The 17,347-nt window shown below is 67.1% G+C and carries 17 protein-coding genes and 1 other RNA gene; 9 read left to right on the top strand and 9 right to left on the bottom strand.

Annotated features, from left to right (window positions below):
* Positions 1 to 5: 5 nt before the first annotated feature.
* From typA to phnE, 4 genes are read left to right on the top strand one after another with little or no spacing between them, the layout of a single operon-like run.
* Positions 6 to 1,769 carry a translational GTPase TypA gene (gene typA / locus L0D17_RS00130; protein ID WP_243093329.1) on the top strand — a complete coding sequence of 588 codons (1,764 nt, stop codon included), beginning with the start codon at positions 6 to 8 and terminating at the stop codon, positions 1,767 to 1,769.
* A 32-nt stretch (positions 1,770 to 1,801) separates the two neighbouring features.
* Complete coding sequence (locus tag L0D17_RS00135) at positions 1,802 to 2,677, top strand: phosphate/phosphite/phosphonate ABC transporter substrate-binding protein (RefSeq protein ID WP_243093330.1); 876 nt, start codon at positions 1,802 to 1,804, stop codon at positions 2,675 to 2,677.
* Between the two features lie 53 nt (positions 2,678 to 2,730).
* Positions 2,731 to 3,480 (top strand): phosphonate ABC transporter ATP-binding protein, encoded by a 750-nt coding sequence (gene phnC, locus L0D17_RS00140; RefSeq protein ID WP_243093331.1) that lies wholly within the window; start codon positions 2,731 to 2,733, stop codon positions 3,478 to 3,480.
* Positions 3,477 to 5,102: a phosphonate ABC transporter, permease protein PhnE gene (gene phnE / locus L0D17_RS00145; protein ID WP_243093333.1), complete on the top strand. Its 1,626-nt coding sequence runs from the start codon at positions 3,477 to 3,479 to the stop codon at positions 5,100 to 5,102. Before phnC ends, phnE begins: the two co-directional genes overlap by 4 nt.
* Before the next feature lie 215 nt (positions 5,103 to 5,317).
* On the opposite strand, the gene L0D17_RS00150 is transcribed toward phnE, so the two are convergent.
* Complete coding sequence (locus L0D17_RS00150) at positions 5,318 to 6,001, bottom strand: hypothetical protein (protein WP_039455333.1); 684 nt, start codon at positions 5,999 to 6,001, stop codon at positions 5,318 to 5,320.
* A gap of 51 nt (positions 6,002 to 6,052) precedes the next feature.
* On the opposite strand from L0D17_RS00150, the gene L0D17_RS00155 reads away from it, so the two are divergent.
* Positions 6,053 to 7,315: a replication-associated recombination protein A gene (locus tag L0D17_RS00155; RefSeq protein WP_243093335.1), complete on the top strand. Its 1,263-nt coding sequence runs from the start codon at positions 6,053 to 6,055 to the stop codon at positions 7,313 to 7,315.
* Here the strand turns inward: L0D17_RS00155 and L0D17_RS00160 are convergent.
* The 3 genes from L0D17_RS00160 to L0D17_RS00170 are packed head-to-tail and all read right to left on the bottom strand — an operon-like array spanning position 7,269 to position 9,125.
* A complete protein-coding gene (locus L0D17_RS00160; RefSeq protein ID WP_243093336.1) occupies positions 7,269 to 7,784 on the bottom strand; it encodes a hypothetical protein in 516 nt (171 codons plus the stop codon). The two genes, L0D17_RS00155 and L0D17_RS00160, sit on opposite strands and share 47 nt — an antisense overlap.
* A 3-nt stretch (positions 7,785 to 7,787) precedes the next feature.
* Complete coding sequence (locus tag L0D17_RS00165; RefSeq protein WP_243093337.1) at positions 7,788 to 8,306, bottom strand: hypothetical protein; 519 nt, start codon at positions 8,304 to 8,306, stop codon at positions 7,788 to 7,790.
* Between the two features lie 33 nt (positions 8,307 to 8,339).
* On the bottom strand, positions 8,340 to 9,125 hold the full coding sequence (locus L0D17_RS00170) for a carbohydrate ABC transporter permease (RefSeq protein WP_243093338.1): 786 nt from the start codon (positions 9,123 to 9,125) through the stop codon (positions 8,340 to 8,342).
* Between the two features lie 30 nt (positions 9,126 to 9,155).
* Here L0D17_RS00170 and L0D17_RS00175 point away from each other — a divergent pair, with 30 nt between their 5' ends.
* A complete protein-coding gene (locus tag L0D17_RS00175) occupies positions 9,156 to 10,358 on the top strand; it encodes a CaiB/BaiF CoA transferase family protein (RefSeq protein ID WP_243093339.1) in 1,203 nt (400 codons plus the stop codon).
* 85 nt (positions 10,359 to 10,443) lie between these two features.
* Here L0D17_RS00175 and ffs read toward each other — a convergent pair.
* An RNA gene (gene ffs, locus L0D17_RS00180) (signal recognition particle sRNA small type) lies at positions 10,444 to 10,544 on the bottom strand.
* Between the two features lie 19 nt (positions 10,545 to 10,563).
* On the opposite strand from ffs, the gene L0D17_RS00185 reads away from it, so the two are divergent.
* Positions 10,564 to 11,442 carry an ABC transporter ATP-binding protein gene (locus L0D17_RS00185; RefSeq protein WP_243093340.1) on the top strand — a complete coding sequence of 293 codons (879 nt, stop codon included), beginning with the start codon at positions 10,564 to 10,566 and terminating at the stop codon, positions 11,440 to 11,442.
* Entirely contained in the window at positions 11,435 to 12,205 is a 771-nt protein-coding gene (locus L0D17_RS00190) for an ABC transporter permease (protein WP_243093341.1), read from the top strand. The genes L0D17_RS00185 and L0D17_RS00190 overlap by 8 nt, the downstream gene beginning before the upstream one ends.
* Here the strand turns inward: L0D17_RS00190 and L0D17_RS00195 are convergent.
* Positions 12,202 to 13,272 (bottom strand): aminopeptidase, encoded by a 1,071-nt coding sequence (locus L0D17_RS00195; RefSeq protein ID WP_243093342.1) that lies wholly within the window; start codon positions 13,270 to 13,272, stop codon positions 12,202 to 12,204. The two genes, L0D17_RS00190 and L0D17_RS00195, sit on opposite strands and share 4 nt — an antisense overlap.
* A gap of 20 nt (positions 13,273 to 13,292) precedes the next feature.
* Between L0D17_RS00195 and L0D17_RS00200 the strand changes: the two genes are divergently transcribed.
* Positions 13,293 to 14,393: an E3 binding domain-containing protein gene (locus tag L0D17_RS00200; protein WP_243093343.1), complete on the top strand. Its 1,101-nt coding sequence runs from the start codon at positions 13,293 to 13,295 to the stop codon at positions 14,391 to 14,393.
* 44 nt (positions 14,394 to 14,437) lie between these two features.
* Here the strand turns inward: L0D17_RS00200 and L0D17_RS00205 are convergent, their stop codons facing one another.
* The 3 genes from L0D17_RS00205 to L0D17_RS00215 are packed head-to-tail and all read right to left on the bottom strand — an operon-like array spanning position 14,438 to position 17,219.
* On the bottom strand, positions 14,438 to 15,790 hold the full coding sequence (locus L0D17_RS00205) for an NAD(P)(+) transhydrogenase (Re/Si-specific) subunit beta (protein WP_243093345.1): 1,353 nt from the start codon (positions 15,788 to 15,790) through the stop codon (positions 14,438 to 14,440).
* Positions 15,790 to 16,092: a proton-translocating transhydrogenase family protein gene (locus tag L0D17_RS00210; protein ID WP_008630585.1), complete on the bottom strand. Its 303-nt coding sequence runs from the start codon at positions 16,090 to 16,092 to the stop codon at positions 15,790 to 15,792. The genes L0D17_RS00205 and L0D17_RS00210 overlap by 1 nt, the downstream gene beginning before the upstream one ends.
* Positions 16,092 to 17,219, bottom strand: a complete 1,128-nt coding sequence (locus tag L0D17_RS00215; RefSeq protein ID WP_039455310.1) for an NAD(P) transhydrogenase subunit alpha — start codon at positions 17,217 to 17,219, stop codon at positions 16,092 to 16,094. Before L0D17_RS00215 ends, L0D17_RS00210 begins: the two co-directional genes overlap by 1 nt.
* Between the last annotated feature and the right edge of the window lie 128 nt (positions 17,220 to 17,347).

The following is a 17,347-nucleotide window of genomic DNA, read 5'->3' on the forward strand; positions in this document are numbered from 1 at the left end:
CGCCCATGGAGATTAGAAACATTGCCATCATTGCCCACGTGGACCACGGCAAGACCACCTTGGTGGACGCCATGCTCCACCAAGCCAAGGCTCTGAAGAAGGAGGAGGGGGAACGGATCCTGGACTCTTTCGCCCTGGAGAAGGAGCGTGGCATCACCATCCTGGCCAAGAACACCGCCGTGGTCTGGGACGGGGTGAAGGTGAACATCGTGGACACCCCGGGGCACGCGGACTTCGGGGGGGAGGTGGAGCGGGCCCTTTCCCTGGTGGACGGGGTGCTCCTCTTGGTGGACGCGGCGGAAGGCCCCATGCCCCAGACCCGCTTCGTCCTAAGGAAGGCCCTCGAGGCCGGCCTCAAGCCCATCGTGGTCCTGAACAAGGTGGACAAGAAGGAGGCCCGCCCCGACGAGGTCTTGAACCTCACCTTTGACCTCATGGTGGAGCTAGGCGCTTCCGAGGAGCAGCTGGACTTCCCCTACCTCTACGCCGTCGGGCGCGAGGGGAGGGCCTGGCGGGAAGAGCCCCGGGAGGACCTGGCGGAGCTTTTCCAGACCATCCTGGACCACGTGCCCCCGCCCCGCTGGACGGAAGGCCCTTTGCAGCTTTTGGTGGCCAACCTGGACCACTCCCCCTACCTGGGCCGGGTGGCGGTGGGCAAGGTGGCCCGGGACCGGGTGCGCAAGGGGGAGACGGTGGCCGTCCTGAAGGAGGGGGGCCAAGTCCTGGCCAAGGTGGCGGCGGTCTACACCCACCAGGGCCTGGAGCGGGTGGAGGTGGAGGAAAGCCTTCCCGGGGACATCGTGGCCCTGGCCGGGGTGGAGGGGGCGGAGATCGGGGACACCCTGGCGAGCCTCGAGGCCCCCGAGGCCCTGCCCCGCCTGGCGGTGGACGAGCCCACCGTGGCCCTCACCCTGAGCGCCAACACCTCCCCCTTCGCCGGGCGGGAGGGGAAGTACGTCACGGGGCAAAAGCTCAAGGAACGGCTGGAACGGGAGCTTCGCACCAACGTGGCCCTGCAGGCTTTGGAGGTGGCCCCCGAGGTGTTTGAGCTAAGGGGCCGGGGGGAGCTCCACCTGGCCATCCTCCTGGAAACCATGCGCCGGGAAGGGTACGAGTTCAGCGTGGGCCAGCCCCGGGTCCTCCTGAAGGATGGCCTCGAGCCCTACGAGCGCTTGGTGGTGGAAGCCCCCAAGGACCGCTTTGGGGCGGTGATGGAAGCCCTGGGGCAGAGGCGGGCGGAGATGGTCCACATGGAATCGGGCGAACGGGTGCGGGCGGAGTTCATCCTGCCCGCCCGGGCGCTTTTCGGTTTCCGGAGCCTCTTCCTCTCCCTCACCGGGGGGGAGGGCATCCTGAGCCACACCTTCCACGGCTACGGCCCCGAGGCCGGACCCATCCCCACCCGCGCCACGGGGAGCGCCGTGGCCATGGAAGCGGGGGTGGCCACCGCCTACAGCCTCCACCGCCTGCAGGAACGGGTGCAGTTTTTCATTGAGCCGGGCACCGAGGTCTACGTGGGCATGATCGTGGGGGAGCACGTGCGGGAAAACGACCTGGAGGTGAACGTCACCACCGCCAAAAAGCTCACCAACATCCGGGCCGCGGGCTCCGACGAGAACATCCGCCTCATCCCCCCAAGAAAGCTCTCCCTGGAGGAGGCCCTGGAGTTCTTGGCCGAGGACGAGCTCCTGGAGGTCACCCCCAAAAGCCTCCGCCTGCGGAAAAAGGTCCTGGACCCGGCCAAGCGCAAGCGCCTGGTGGGGAAGTAGCCACGGGCCCCAAGCCGGTGTAGAATCGCCCCGTGAAGCGTTTTCTGCTCCTCACCCTGGCCCTTTTGGGCCTTGGCATGGGCCTGGCCCAGGCCCCGGTAAAGGTGCGCATCGGCTTTAACCCCACCCAGAACTCCGACCAGCTCAAGGCGGCGGCCCAGGCCATCGCCGACTACATTGAGCGGGAGTTCAAGGGCACGGTGGAGGTGGAGATCTTCGTCCCCACGGAGTACCGCGGCCTTATTGAGGCCATGAAGGCGGGCAAGCTGGAGTTCGCCTTCTTCCCCCCGGACGGCTACGTCCTGGCCCACCGGGAAGCCGGGGCCGAGGTCCTTTTGAAGTCGGTGCGGAACGGCAACCCCTACTACTGGTCGGCCATCATCGTGCGCAAGGACTCCGGCGTCAAGCGGATTGAGGACCTGGAAGGCAAGACCATCGCCTGGGTGGACCCCCTCTCCGCCGCCGGCTACGTTTTCCCGCGGGCGGCTTTGGTGAGCCGGGGCATCAACCCCGATACCTTCTTCGCCAAACAGGTCTTCGCCGGCAAGCACGACGCCGCCGTGCTGGCGGTGCTCAACAAGTCCGTGGACGCCGCCGCCACCTTCGCCAACGATGACAAGAACAAGTCCGGGGCCTGGACGCAGTACCTGAAGCCGGAGGAGGCCCGCCAGATCACGGCCATCTTCTACTCCAAGCCCATCCCCGGGGACACCTTCTCCGTGGCCAAAGACTTCCTGGCCAAGTACCCCAACCTGGCCCGGGGGATCGCCGCCGCCATCCAGCGCTGCAAAGCTCCTCAGTGCAACCTCTTGCAGAACCTCTACCGCATTGACTACATGATCCCCGCCAAGGACAGCGACTACGACGTGGTGCGGGAAGCCCGCCGGATATCCGGCCAGGACAAGTGAACAGCCCCTCCCTCCGGCCCCCAGGACCCCCTGGGGGCTTTTTTCCGAAAACCATGATTGAGGTCCGCAACCTGAGCAAGGTTTTCCCCGACGGCACCCAGGCCCTTTCCGGGGTCAGCGTTTCCATCCCCAAGGGGGATTTCGTGGCCATCATCGGCCTCTCCGGGGCGGGCAAGAGCACCTTCTTGCGCACCCTAAACCGCCTGGTGGAGCCCACCGCCGGGGAGGTATGGGTGGGCGGGGTGGAGGTCACACGCCTTTCCCGCAAAGAGCTCCAGGCTTTCCGCCGCAAGGTGGGCTTCATTTTCCAGCAGTTCAACCTGGTCCAACGCCTTACCGTGCTGGACAACGTGCTCCACGGCCGACTGGGGTACTTGCCCACGTGGAAGGGGCTTTTAGGCCTCTACCGGGAAGAGGACACCGCCATCGCTCTGGAGCAGATTAAGCGGGTGGGGCTTCAAGGCAAGGAGCGCGCCCGGGCCGACCAGCTCTCCGGAGGACAACAGCAGCGGGTGGCCATCGCCCGCGCCCTGGCCCAGGAACCCGAGCTCATCCTGGCGGACGAGCCCATGGCGAGCCTAGACCCGCGCCTTTCCGACGTGATCCTGGGCATCCTCAAGGAGTACAACGAGGAAAAGGGGGTCACCGTCTTGGTGAACATCCACGTGCTGGAACTGGCCCGGCGCTACGCCCGGCGCATCTTGGCCTTCAACAAAGGGCGCTTGGTCTTTGACGGACCGGTGGAAGCCCTAACCCCCGAGGTGGAGCGCCAGGTCTATTCGGGCAACCTGGAGGCGCTATGAGCCTGGCCTTTTTTGCCGCCGGCCTATCCCTAGCTGGGCTCTTAGGCCTTGGCCGGGGTTCGGTGCGGCGGTACCTGGTGGCGGCGGCCTTAGGCATCCTGGTGGCGAGCCCGGCCTTCCCCTTGGTGGGCGCGGTGGGGTACCTTTCCCGGGAAGCTCTGGAGCCAACCCTGGCCGCCCTCCTTCCCGCCTACCCTCTTCTGGCCTTGGTGCCTTTGGCCGCCGCCTTGGCCTTGGCCCTGGCCCACTTCGGGGGCCGGGTGGCGGGGCTCGGGGGGCTCCTGGGAGGAGGGCTCGGCCTTTTCGCCCTCCTCAGCTTCCTGGACGGGCACGCCCACCTGGTTAAGCTCCGCCCTGTACCGGGCCTCATGGAAGGGGTGGCCGCCTTGGCCTTGGCCATACCCTTCCTCGCCCTGGCCTGGGGGCAGCGGAAGCGGGCCTGGCTCTGGCTTCCCTTGGGGGTGGCGCTGGGGTTTGGCGCCTTTTCTTGGCTGAACTCGCCCACCGGGCACACCTACTTCCCCCGGATGGGGGCCTACTACAAGCTGGTCCTGCCGGCGGAGCCGGGGGCCGAGGAAGCCTTGGTCCAGGCCTTTAACCAGGGCCTCGAGGAGCTCAACCGGGTCCGCCAGGAAATCGGCCTTCCCCCGCTAAAGCCCATCCAAGACCTTTCAGGCCTGGGGGAGGGAAGGCTGCCCCAGGAGGTAGCCCAGGCAGGGTACCGCCTCCTCCAGCCCGCCGCCCTTAGGTATGGGGCGGTGGCCCTGCTCCTTTTCCTGGGCGTCTTGTTCGGCGCTGGGCTTTGGCTCGTCTTTCGGCCCGGGTTGGAAGACCCCGGCGACCTGCGCCAAGGAGGGGTGATGGCCGCCGTGGCCTTGAGCATCTTTCCTGCCTTTGATGCCACGGAGTTTGACCTGGGCAAGCTGGTGAAGGGCTGGCCCTTCTTGGTCAACTTCCTGGACCGGGCCTGGCCTCCCAATCTGGCCCAGCCCCAGCAGGATATCTACCCTTTGCAAAGCGTGGCCAGCGAGATGCTCCTCACGGTGGAAATCGCCCTGGTGGGCACCCTCCTCGCCGCCCTGTTCGCCCTACCCACCAGCTTCCTGGCCGCCCGCAACCTCACCTTCAAAAACCCGGTCCTTCGCCTTCTCTTTTATCTCATGCGCGGTTTCTACAACGTGGACCGGGGCGTGGACACCTTGATCCTGGCCCTCATCCTGGTGGCGGCGGTGGGCCTTGGCCCCTTTGCCGGGGTCCTGGCCATGGCCATCCACTCCATCGCCGATCTGGGTAAGCTTTACTCGGAAGCCATTGAAAACGTGGACAAAGGCCCCATAGAGGCCTTGGAAAGCGTGGGAGCCAGTGGCAGCAACGTGCTGCGCTGGGCCATTCTGCCCCAGGTGCTGCCCCTTTTTGTTTCCTACACCCTCTACCGGTTTGAGATCAACTTCCGGGTGTCCATCGTCCTCGGCCTGGTGGGGGCGGGGGGTATTGGCTTTTTCATCAAGGGAGCCATGGACGCTGGCCACTACGACCAAATGGTAATTGGCATCATCGCCATCGTCCTGGTGGTAAACCTGATTGACTTCGCTTCCAGTTGGCTCCGTAGCCGCCTGGTCTAGCGGTTAAGGCCGGGCCAAAAGGCCCGGCCTTCTTACTCCTCTTCCCGCTCCCCGTAGGTTTCCAAAGCCTCCTGCCACGCTTGGCTGATCTCCTTGGCCTGCTCCATGGCTGACCTCCTTGGCCTTAAGGGTAGCCCCCAAGCGGGCAAGGCGCCCCAAGCTAAAGGCAAAACCCGTACACCCCCAAGCGGTGTAGGCGGAAGGAGGCTACACCGCTAAGTCTGCAGGAGGCTTTCCGCCTCGAGGCGGGCGAGAACCCGCTCTAAGCTCCCTCCCCGCCAGCGCTCCACGGCATAGGCCGCCAGGGGAAACCGCTCCTTAAGCCGCTTGAGAAGCCCAGCGGCGTCCTCTGGGCGCCCCCCCTGGAGCACCAAAAGATATCCACCTTCCAGGCGGAAGGCCAGGTCCCCTCGGCGAAGCTCCCGCACCAAGCGCTCCGGGGGCAAGGGGGCCGAGAAGTAGACCAAGACCAGCTCCCGCCTTAGGGCTAGCCCCTCCAAGGCCCCGGCCAGGCGCAAAAGGTCCTCCCGCGTCCCCACCCCCTCCAAGGCGGGCAACAGGGGGGCCTCCCGCCCCGTGCCCAGGAAGAAGGCCGCCCCTAATGTGGCCGCTCCCAAGGCCCCAGATAGGGCGGTGTAGAGGGAGCCTTCCCGCCCGGTGAAGGCCAAGGCGCTCTCTAAAGCGAGGGTCAAGGCCAAAAGGCCAAGCCCCAGCACCAAGGCGAACTGCACCCGAAAGCCCACGGGGAACCGGGAATAAAGGCTCGCCACCGCCGCCAGGAGGAGGCCCACCACGAAAAGGGTAAGCCCCCTTTCCACCTGGCCTAAAGGTTCCCCCTGGGCCAGGGGCAAAAGGCCCAGGAGGAAAAGAAGCCAAGGAAGCAAGAAGAGCCAGCGCATGCTCCCCCCAAGGCTACCACGCCTTCCTTACACCCGCCTTAGCATGGGAAGGTGGAACCCTTAGCGGAACGCTTGCGGCCGAGAAGCCTGGACGAGGTCCTGGGCCAGCCCCACCTCACGGGGGAACGGGGCCTCCTAAGGCGGATGCTGGAGGCCAAGCGCCTAAGCTCCATGGTCCTCTTCGGCCCCCCGGGCACGGGCAAGACCACCTTAGCCCGCCTCCTGGCGGAGGGGATGGGCCAGCCCTTTCTCCGGCTTTCCGCCGTGGAGGCGGGGCTTAAGGAGGTGCGGCAGGCTTTGGAGCGGGCGCGGGAGGAGGGGGGGCTCCTGCTTTTCCTAGACGAGATCCACCGCTTCAACAAGGCCCAGCAGGACGCCCTCCTTCCCCACCTGGAATCCGGCCTCCTCACCCTCATCGGGGCCACGGCGGAAAACCCCGCCTTTTTCCTCACCCCCGCCCTGCGCTCCCGCCTCCGCCTCCTCCCCGTGCGCCCCCTTTCCGAAGGGGACCTCCTCGCCCTCCTCAAGCGGGCCCTCGAGGACCCCCGGGGCCTTCCCGGCACCCCTTACGAGGAAGCGGCCTTGAGGCTCCTGGCCCAGGCGGCGGGGGGGGACGCCCGCTTCGCCCTGAACACCTTAGAGCTCGCCGCCGCCTTTGGCGAGGTGAGCCGGGAAAGCGTGCGGGAAGCCCTGGGGGCCGAGCGCTTCGCCATGGACCGCCAAGGGGACCACTTCTACGACCTCACCTCCGCCCTGCACAAAAGCCTGAGGGGCTGCCACGTGGACGCCGCCCTTTACTACCTGGCAAGGCTCCTCAAGGGAGGGGCGGACCCCCGCTACGTGGCCCGCCGCCTTATCCGGGTGGCGGTGGAGGACGTGGGCTTGGCCGATCCCCTGGCCCTCCGCCTGGCGGTGGCGGCCCTGGAGGCCTACGAGGCCTTGGGCAGTCCGGAGGGGGAGCTCGCCTTGGTGGAAGCGGCGGTCTACCTGGCCCTGGCCCCCAAGTCCAATAGCCTCTACACCGCCTGGCAAGAGGCGGAGGAAGCGGCCAAGGCCCACCCCGATGCCCCTGTGCCCCTAAACCTGCGCAACGCCCCCACCCCCTTGGCCAAAGCCCAGGGCCACGGCCAAGGCTACGCTTACTACCACGAGGACCCGGAAGGGAGTTTCGCCCAGCGCTACCTGCCCGAGGGCCTCGAGGCCCTCCGCCTCTTTGAAGCCACGGGGGAGGGCTGGGAAGAACGGGTAAGGGAGCGGCTAAAAGCCCTCAGGGCACGCTTTGAAAGCGAAGGCCAAAGGCGAGGTAAGGGCTGAAGGGTCCGTAGCCCACCTCCAAAAGCCAGCCTTCCCCCCTGTACCCCAGGCTCAGCTGGGGGGCCAGGCCCAGGTTGCCGTCCCAGTCCAAGGCCAGGTGGCCTCGAGGGGAAAGGTACCACCCCCCCCCGCCCAGGAGAAGGCCCAGATCGGCACTAAAAGCCCGCTGTCCCTCCCCGGAAGGCCACAGGCTTAGGCCGCCGTCCAGGCTAAACCCCTCCGCCAAGGCCACCTTGCCCCCCAGGCGCAGGCTCCACTGGAGGGAAAGGTTCCACTCCCACCGCCCGTCCCCTTGGGCCAAGGCCACGTAGGGCAAGGCCCAAACCGGGTACTGGCTCCCCGGGGAAAGGCTGGGGAAGAGGCTCCCTCCCACGCTGAAGGCCACCCCCCGCACTGGCTCCGGGTCCCGCAACACCGCCACGGGCAGGCACCCCGCAAGAAACACTAGGCCGAAAAGCCAAGCCCGCATGGCCTAAAAGCGCACCGCCCCGGAAAGGCTGAAGAGGCTACCCCCTTGGGGGCTCCAAAGCACCCCCACCTCCGCCAAGAACCCCTCCCCCAAGTACCCCAAGGTGCCCTGGTAGAGGAAGCCCGAAACGCTCAAGTCCTGGGACTGGAACCCCAGCCAGTGCACCCTGGGGGAAAGGTACAGGCTACCTAGACCCAGTAGGAGCCCCGCATCCGCCGACAGGGGCACCCCGTCCTGCCCCACAAAGGGCGGCAGGGTGAGGCCCAGGTCCAACGCAACACCTGGGGCCACGGCCTGCTTGAGCCCCGCCCTCAGGCCCAGCTGCACGGAGAGGTTAAACTCCGTGGAGCCGTCCCCTTGGGCGTAGGCGGCGTAGGGAACGAGGGCCACGCCGTCCCCCGAACCCAAGGCGCTCAGCCCAAAGACCAGGCTCCGCCCCGCAACCGGCTCCGGCGGGCGCAACACCGCCACGGGCAGGCACCCCGCCAAGAAGAGAAGCAGCCCCGCAAGTAGGGCCCGCATGCGTTTTCACCCCCTCGCCCTCAGGATAGTACCTCAGCCCTTTAGCCCCTCCTCAAAGGTGGCCACCACCCGCCGCTCAAAAAGGAGGTACAAAAGGGCGATGGGCAGGACGCTCAAAAGGGCCGCCGCCGAGAGGAGGCCCCAGTCCGTGGAGTACTTGCGCTGCAGGTCGGTGAGCCAGGTCTGGAGCGTCCAAAGCCTCGGGTCCGAAACCACCACCCTGGGGTAAAGGACCAGGTTCCAGTGGGCGGCGAAGGCGAGCACCCCCGCAGCCACCAAGGTGGGCCGAACCAAGGGGAAGAGGATGTGGAAGAGGAGCACCCTATGCCCCGCCCCATCCAGCCAGGCCGCCTCCAAAAGCTCCTCCGGCACCCCCCGCATGGCCTGGTAGACCAGATAGATGACAAAGGGACTGGCGGCGAAGGGAAGAACCAGGGCGAAAAGGGTATCCAAAAGGCCAAGCCCCTGGAGAACGCCGTAAAGGGGGACCAGAAGGAGCTCCGCCGGCACCGCCATGAGAAAAAGGTAAAAGGGCAAAAGCCCAAGCCCCGCTCGGAGGGCGTAAGCGGCCAAAAGGGCGGTGAAAAGCTGCAGGGCCACCACGCCCGCGGAGAGGCCCAAGGAGAAGAGAAGCCGATCCCAGAAACCCTCCTTGGCCAGGGCGCGGACGTTTTCCAGGCTGAAGCCCACCCGGGAGAAAAGCTCCCCCGAGTACACCGCCTCCTTGGGCATGAAGGCGGCGTAGGCCATCCAGAGGAAGGGGAGGGCGATGAAAAGGAGGACGGCGAAGACGAAAAGGTGCTTGAGGAAGCGGCCCACGCCCCCACTATAAAGGGTTAGGATGCCCCCATGGGACCCCTTTCCGGCATCAAGGTCCTGGACCTTTCCCGCGTGCTTGCGGGGCCCCTTTGCACCATGATCCTGGCCGATTTGGGCGCGGAGGTCATCAAGGTGGAACCCCCTTGGGGGGACGAGACTCGAGGCTGGGGCCCCCCCTTCGCCGCGGGGGAAAGCGCCTATTTCCTCTCGGTGAACCGGGGCAAGAAAAGCGTGGTCCTGGACCTGAAGCGCAAAGAAGGCCAGGAGGCGGTGCGGCGCCTGGCCCAGGGGGCGGACGTGCTGGTGGAAAACTACAAAACAGGGGACCTCGCCCGCTACGGCCTGGACTACGAAAGCTTAAAGGCCCTGAACCCCAGGCTCGTCTACCTCTCCCTCACCGGTTTCGGCCACACCGGGCCCCGGGCCAAGGAACCCGGCTACGACGCCGCCCTTCAGGGCTACACCGGCATCATGTCCGTCACTGGGGAGCCCCAAGGCCCCCCCATGAAGGTGGGGGTGGCCTGGATTGACGTGATGACGGGGATGATGGGGGCGGTGGCCGTGCTCACCGCCCTTTGGGAAAGGGAGCGAAGCGGCGTGGGCCAGCACGTGGACCTCTCCCTCTTTGACGTGGGCCTCTTCGCCCTGGTCAATCTGGGGGAAAGCTACCTTCTCACGGGAAGACCCCCACAAAGGCTTGGCAACGCCCACGCCCAGATCGTCCCCTACGGGGCCTTCCCGGCGGCGGACGGGTGGCTGGTCCTCGCCGTGGGGAACGACGAGCAGTTTGGGAGGCTTTGCCAGGTCTTAGGGCTTCCCCATTTGGCGGCGCGCTTCCCCACCAACCCGAGCCGCGTGGAAGGGCGGGAGGAGGTGGAAAGAACCCTGGCCCAGGTGCTCCGCACCCGCCCCCGGGCCCACTGGCTGGAGCGGCTCAAGGGGGCGGGCATCCCCGCCGCCCCGGTGAACGACCTGGCCGAGGCCTTCCAGGACCCCCAGGCGCAGGCCCGGGGAGCGGTCTGGACCCTGGAACATCCCCTTTTGGGGACCCTCCCCACCCTGGCCAACCCCTTGCGCTTCCTCTCCCGCACCCCCGCCAGGCCCCCCACGCCCCCACCCCTTTTGGGCGAGCACACGGAGGCCGTCCTCTTGGAAGCGGGGTACACCCCCGAGGAGGTACGCCGCCTTGTGGAAATGGGCGCCGCCCGGGTGGCCAAGCGGCGAGAAGGGTAAAGGAAAGCGCCCTTCGGAAGGGCGCTTTTTTCACAAGAACCTCTGGCCAAGGGCGTGGACGGCTGTGGATAACCCTGTGGATAACTCGCCCCCGGCTACCCAGCGGCACCCGGACCTGGGCGCTTAGGGCTGCTTCCTTCCGGACCTGACCCGGTTCACGCCCGGCCCGCCGCGCTGGACCGGGGGCTTGGGTAGTATAGCACCCATGGAAGCCCTGAGGCTAGAGGGCGTGAGCAAGCGCTACGGGCGCAAGCCCGTCTTGGAAAGGGTGAGCCTCACGGTGGCCCCGGGGGAGGTCTACGCCCTGGCGGGCCCCAACGGCTCGGGCAAGACCACCCTGATCCGCCTGGTGACGGGCCTGGCCTTCCCCACGGAAGGGCGGGCGATCCTTTTGGGGGAGGACGTGCACAAAAACCCCGCGGCCCGGCGCCACCTGGGGGCGGTGGTAGAGGCGCCCGCTGCTTTCTACCCCTACCTCACGGGGCGGGAGAACCTCCGCCTGCAGGCCTACTTGGCCGGGGTGAGGGAGGAAGGGCGCATCGGCGAGGTGCTGGCCCGCCTGAAGCTTCTGGCGGTGGCGGACCAGAAGGTGGGAAGCTACTCCTTGGGGCAACGGCAGCGCCTGGGCCTGGCGGCGGCCATCCTCCACCGGCCCAAGGTCCTGATCCTGGACGAGCCCACCAGCGGCCTAGACCCGGAAGGGGTGGAGCTCGTCCACGGCCTCCTAAAGGAGCTTTCCCAGGAAGGGGTGGCGGTCCTCCTCTCCACCCACCACCTCCAGGAGGTGAGCCAGTACGCCCACAAGGTGGGGATCCTGGGCGGGGGAAGGCTTTTGGACGAGGTGGCGCTTTCCGGGCGGGAGGTGTACCGCCTCGAGGCCCACCCTTTGGAAGGGGCCTTGGCCCTCCTCAAGACCCTCCCCCAGGTGGCCCAGGCGCGGCTCCAGGGGGGCGCCATCCTCTTTGAGGGGAACCCGGAAGCGGCGCTCAAGGCCCTCCTCGCGGAGGGCTACCGGGTGAAGGCCCTCCATGCCGAGCGCTTTGACCTCAGGAGCTACTACCAGGAGCGGGTGAAGCATGCTTAGGCTCTTTTTCTTTGAACTTTACAAACTTTTCCGGTTGCGTTCCGTAGCCCTGGGGCTCCTTTTCGCCTTCCTCCTCCCCTTCCTCTGGGCCCTGGCCCCCGGGCTCAAGGAGGTTTACGGCCTGGTCCTGGCCTCGGGGTGGCAGGTGGTCTCCTTAAGCCTCCTGGCGGGGATGGAGTTTCTCTTCCCCTTCCTGGTGGTCATGGCGGCGAGCGAGTCCTTGGGAAGCGAGGTGGCCCAGGGCACGCTCAAGACCCTCCTCCTCAGGCCCCTTCCCCGAAGCCTCCTCCTCCTGAGCAAGCTCCTCGCCGTCCTCCTCTACCCCTTCGTCCTCCTGGCGGCGAGCTTCCTGGGAAGCCTCCTGGCGGGCCTACCCCACGGGTTTGGCCCCTTCTTCGGCGGCACGGGCCTGGGGGAAGGGGGGTTTGCCGGCACCGGGCTCCTCACCCCGGGGGAAGCCCTAGGGGAACTCCTCCGGGCGCACCTCCTGGCGGGGACGGTCCTCGTGCCCCTGGCCGCCTTGGCCCTCCTTTACGGGACCCTCTTCCTCTCCACCACGGCAAGCGCCCTGGCGGCGGTGGCCACCCTGCTCCTCATGCGCCTCCTGGTGGCCTTCCCCGCCCTAACGCCCTTCCTCCTCACCACCTATTTGGACCTACACCTGCGGCCCCAGGCGGCGGGGCTTGGGCTTTCCCTCCTTCTCATCTACACCCTGGGCTTCGCCTTCCTGGCGGCCCTCCTCTTTGAGCGGAAGGACCTCTAGAGGCCCACAAAGCGCCCCTCGGCCAAGAGGGGCTCGCCGTCCAGGAGGAGCCGGCCTTCCTTCAGGGAAAGCACCAGGTCCCAGTGGAGGGCGCTTCGGTTCTTGCTGCCCGTTTCCGGGTAGCTTTGCCCCAAGGCCAGGTGCACCGTGCCCCCCATCTTCTCGTCCAGGAGGATGAGGCCCGTGGGCCGGGTGAGGCCGAAGTTGGTGCCGATCCCCACCTCCCCAAGCCGCCTCGCCCCCTCGTCCGTGGCCAGGGCGCTTCGCAGGTAGTCCTCTCCCACCTCAGCGCGGGCCTCCACCACCACGCCCCGGGCAAAGCGGAGGTAAACCCCTTCCACCCTCCGCCCCCCCACGAAGGCGGGGAGGTTGAAGCGCACCTCGCCCTCGGCGCTGTCCTCCACGGGAGCGGTGAAGACCTCCCCCGAGGGCATGTTCCGCCGCCCGTCGGAGTTGATCCAGACCCTCCCCGCCACGGAAAGGGTGAGGTCCGTGCCCGGGGCCAGGATGCGGAGTTCCTTCCCTTGGGTAAGCCGCGCGATTAAGCCCTCCTGGAAGCGGGAAAGGTCCCGCCAGGCGGCCACGGGGTCCTCCCGGTCCAGGAAGAGGGCCCCCTCTAGGTAAGCCCGGAACTCCCCCGTGCCGATCCCCGCCCCCACGGCGTAGCCCACGGTGGGGTAGAGGGTGAGGGTCCAGCGCTTCCCAAGCCGCATCTCCTGCAAGGGCCGCCAGGCCCGCTGGTGTTTTAGGGAAAGCCCTGGGTCCAAGGAGGCCATTTCCAAGGGGTTCTCCGCGGAAAGGACCTTAAGGAACTTGTCCGCCTTCTCGTAAAGGGCCCACTCCACCTCGGGAACCCGCTCCAACCATGCCCCTCCGTGGAGGAGGAAGTCCCGCCCCTCCCCGGGGTAAGCCAAGCGGAAGAAGGGGTAAGCCCCCCGCCGAAGCAGGGTTCGCTTCAGGTGAGGCAGGAGGGGAAGGGCCGGGGTTTCCGCCTCCACCAAAACCGTCTCTCCCGGGCCCGCCTCCAGGCAGTACTCGGCCAAAAGCTCGGCAAAACGCGCTTCCACCCTGTTATCATAGGGCCAAGATGGAAGAACCCAAGATCACGCCCCTGGCAAGGCGGCTGGCCGAGGAGAACGGCATAGACTGGCGCCGCCTCCAAGGCACGGGCCCCGACGGGACCATCGTGGAGCGGGACATCCTGGCCTTTTTGGCCAAGGTGATGGCGGGGGAGGTGGACCTGCCCCCCATGCCGGAGGAGCCGCCCCCCGTCCTGCCGGAGGAAGACCTCAAGCGGGCCCAGGAAGCCCTGGGAAAGGAAGGGGTGGACCTCTCAGAACTCCTCCCCGAGCCTCCCAAAACCCCCACGGTGCAGTTGGAGGAGCTGGAAGAGGAGGCCTTGGAGCTGGAGCCGGTCCTGGAAGAGATGGACCTGGAGCTGGACCTGGAGGAGGAGGCCCTGGAGGTGGCGGAGGAGCCGCCCCCCGTCCTCGAGGAGGACCTGGTCCTTCCCCCGGAAGAGCCCGCACCAAGCCCCTTGAAGGAGGAGCTCGAGGCCCTCTTGGCCGAGGAAAAGGAGCCTGCGGAGACCCCAAGTTCCCTGGAGGAAGAGCTCGCCGCCTTCCTGGCGGAGGAAGAAGCGGTCCCCGAAACACTTTTGGCGGGGGAGGACTTCCTGACCGAAGAAGCCCCGGTTCCGGTCCCGCCCCCTCCCCCCGTGGCCCCCACCCTGGGCGCGGCCGCCACCCCCGTGGCCCCCGCGGCCACCCTTCTTCGGGTCTACCGCCGCCGGCTTGACCCCACCTCCCTGCAAAACGCCCTAAAAACCTTCGCCCAGGTCCACGGGGTGCCGGAAAACCCCTTGCCCTTTTTGCTCAAAGGGGCGGAACGGGCCCTGGCGGAACTGGAGCTTCCCCTTAGGCCCCTCCTGGGCCGGTTGGAGGGGGAGAGGGTGGTGGGGCTAAGGCCTTTGGGGAACTTCCTCGCCCTCTTCCGGCAAGAAGGGGGCGAGGAGGGGGAGGGCCTCCTCTGCTTCGCCGGGGAGGAAGAGGTCCACACGGGCCGGCCAAGCCTCTTCCTCTCCGCAGAAGGGGTCCTGGCCGCCTCGGGCTTGGAAGCCCCCGTGGCCCGGAAGCTTTTGGAAAGGGTGGCCCTCTACCTGGAAAACCCCGTGCTCCTCTTGGCCTAAACGCACCCGCCCCGGGAAGGCCTCCGGGGCGGGCTCTTTCGGCGCTAGAGCTTCTTCAAGGCCTGGGTGAGCTGGGTTAGGACTTGTTGCGCATCCCCGTAGAGCATGCGGGTGTTGTCGGCGTAGAAGAGCTCGTTTTCCACCCCGGCGAAGCCCTTCCCCTGCCCCCGCTTGATGACGATGACGTTCTTGGCCTTGTCCACGTCCAGGATGGGCATGCCGTAGAGGGGGCTTCCCGGGCGGCGGGCGGCCGGGTTCACCACGTCGTTGGCCCCGATAACCACCGCCACGTCCACGGTAGGGAACTCGGGGTTGATCTCCTCGAGGTCCTTGAGCTTATCGTAGTCCACCCCGGCCTCCGCCAAGAGCACGTTCATGTGCCCCGGCATCCGCCCCGCCACGGGGTGGATGGCGAACTTCACCTCCACCCCCCGGCTTTCCAGGAGGTCGGCGAGCTCCTTCACCTTGTGCTGCGCCTGGGAAAGGGCCATGCCGTAGCCCGGGACGAAGACCACCTTGCCCGCGTAGGCCAGCATCACGGCGGCGTCCTCCACGTCAATGGGCTTCAGGCTCCCCTTGACCTCCCCCGCCTCCTGCTCCACGCCGAAACCGCCCACCAGCACGCTCCAAACCGAGCGGTTCATGGCCCTCGCCATGAGCACCGTGAGGAGGGTGCCCGCCGCCCCCACCAAGGTGCCCGCCACCATGAGGGCTGGGTTCCCCACGGCGAAGCCCTCAAAGCCCACGGCCATGCCGGTGAAGGCGTTGTAGAAGGAGATGGCCACGGGCATGTCCCCCCCGCCGATGGGAAGGGTCATGAGCACGCCAAAAAGGAGGGCGAGGAGGAAGAAGAGGACGATGCTCAAGGTGGGGTCGTTCCAAAGGAGGGAAAAGCCCAGGAGCACCGTGACCAGAAGGACCAGGGCGTTGACCACCTTCTGCCCCGGGAAGAGGATGGGGCGGCTCCGCATTAGGCCCTGGAGCTTGGCGAAGGCGATGAGGCTTCCCGTGAAGGCCACCGAGCCGATGAGCCCGCCCAGGATGGCCAAGGCCATGAGCCCGGCGTTTTCAAAAGCCCCCTTCAGAAGCTCCACCGCGGCGATGGTGGCGGCGGCACCCCCACCCATGCCGTTGTAGATGGCCACCATCTGGGGCATGTCGGTCATGGCCACCTTCACCGCCGCCCACCAGGCCACCGCGGAACCCAAGGCCAAGGCCAGGAGCATGAGGCCGAAGTTCCCCATCTCCGGCCAGAAGAAGGTGGCCAAGACCGCCAGGACCATGCCCCAGCCCGCCCAGACGATGCCGCTTTTAGCGGTGGTGGGGTGGGCCATGCGCTTCAGGCCCACGATGAAGAGGATGGCCACCACGAAGTAGGCCGCCTGGATGAGGTCCATTACTGACCACCCCCCTTGCCGGGCTTCTTCTCAAACATCTCCAGCATGCGCACGGTGACCGCGTACCCCCCGGCGGCGTTGGCCGCTCCCAGGATCACGCCCAGGAAGCCGATGAGCTTTTCCAAACCGGTTTCCGCATGCCCCAGGACCACCATGGCCCCCACCACCACCACCCCGTGGATGAAGTTGGACCCGGACATGAGGGGGGTGTGGAGGATCACCGGCACCCGGGTGATGAGCTCGTAGCCCAAAAAAGCCGTGAGCACGAAGATGTAAAGGGCCGACCAGAAGCCGAACTCCATCACGCACCTCCCAGAAGGGCCTTGGTGGGCCCGTGCAGGATCTCCCCCTCCTTCATGAGGAGCGCTCCTTGGATGATCTCGTCCTCCCACTTGGGGGCGAACTCCCCCTTTTCTATGAGCAAGCTGGAGAGGTTGAGGAGGTTCTTGGCGTACATCTCCGAGGCGTGCACGGAAAGCTCGCTCGGCAGGTTCAAGGGGCCAAAGATCCGCACCCCCCGCACCTCCACCACCTCCCCCGGCTTGGTGAGGACGCAGTTCCCCCCGCTCTCGGCCGCCAGGTCCACCACCACGGTCCCCGGCTTGAGCCTTTCCATCATGTCCTCGGTGAGGAGGATGGGGGCGCGGCGGCCCGGCACCTGGGCGGTGGTGATGAGGACGTCCATCCCCGCCACGTGCTCGCGCAGGGCTTCGTGCTGGATGCGCTTCTCCTCCTCGGTGAGCTCCCGGGCGTAGCCGCCTTCCCCCTCGGCGCTGATGGGAAGCTCAATGGGCTTCGCCCCCAAGGAGACGGCCTGCTCCACCGCCGCTTTTCGCACGTCGTAGGCGAAGACCTGGGCCCCCAGGCGCTTGGCGGTGGCGATGGCCATGAGCCCCGCCACCCCCACCCCCATGACCATCACCTTGGCCGGGCGGATGGTGCCCGCCGCCGTGGTGAGCATGGGGAAAAAGCGGGGGGAAAGCCTCGCCGCGTGGACCGCCGCCAGGTACCCCGCCACCGTGGCCTGGCTGGAAAGGGCGTCCATGCTCTGGGCCCGGGTGATGCGGGGGATGAGTTCCATGGCGATCACCGTGGCCTTTTTGGCCGCAAGCGCCCGCACCAACTCGGGGTTTTTGTGGGCCTGGACAAAGCCCACCACGATGGCCCCAGGCTCCAGCGCCCCGATGAGGTCCTCCGGGGGGGGTTGGACGGTGAAGAGGAGGTTGGCGCCCTGGAGAAGCTCTCCTCGCTCCACCACCTCCGCGCCCGCCTCCTGGTAGGCGGCGTCCAGGTGGTAGGCGCCCTCCCCGGCGCCCCGCTCCACCCGCACCCGGGCACCCCCCTTCACCAGGCGGGCCACCACCTCGGGCACCAGGGCCACCCTTCTTTCCCCGGGAGCCCGTTCCTTGGGAACCGCTACGGTCACCATAGGACCTCCTTCGGGGGCAGTATACCAGCCCAGGTGAGGACGCCTGTCCCACGGGGAAGCCCCCCTTTACACCACTCCGGAAGGAGGTCTACACTTCCTGGACTTTCCGCCAAGTACCCCGGGATGGG

It is taken from the genome of Thermus thalpophilus (assembly GCF_022760915.1).
GTDB lineage: Bacteria > Deinococcota > Deinococci > Deinococcales > Thermaceae > Thermus > Thermus thalpophilus.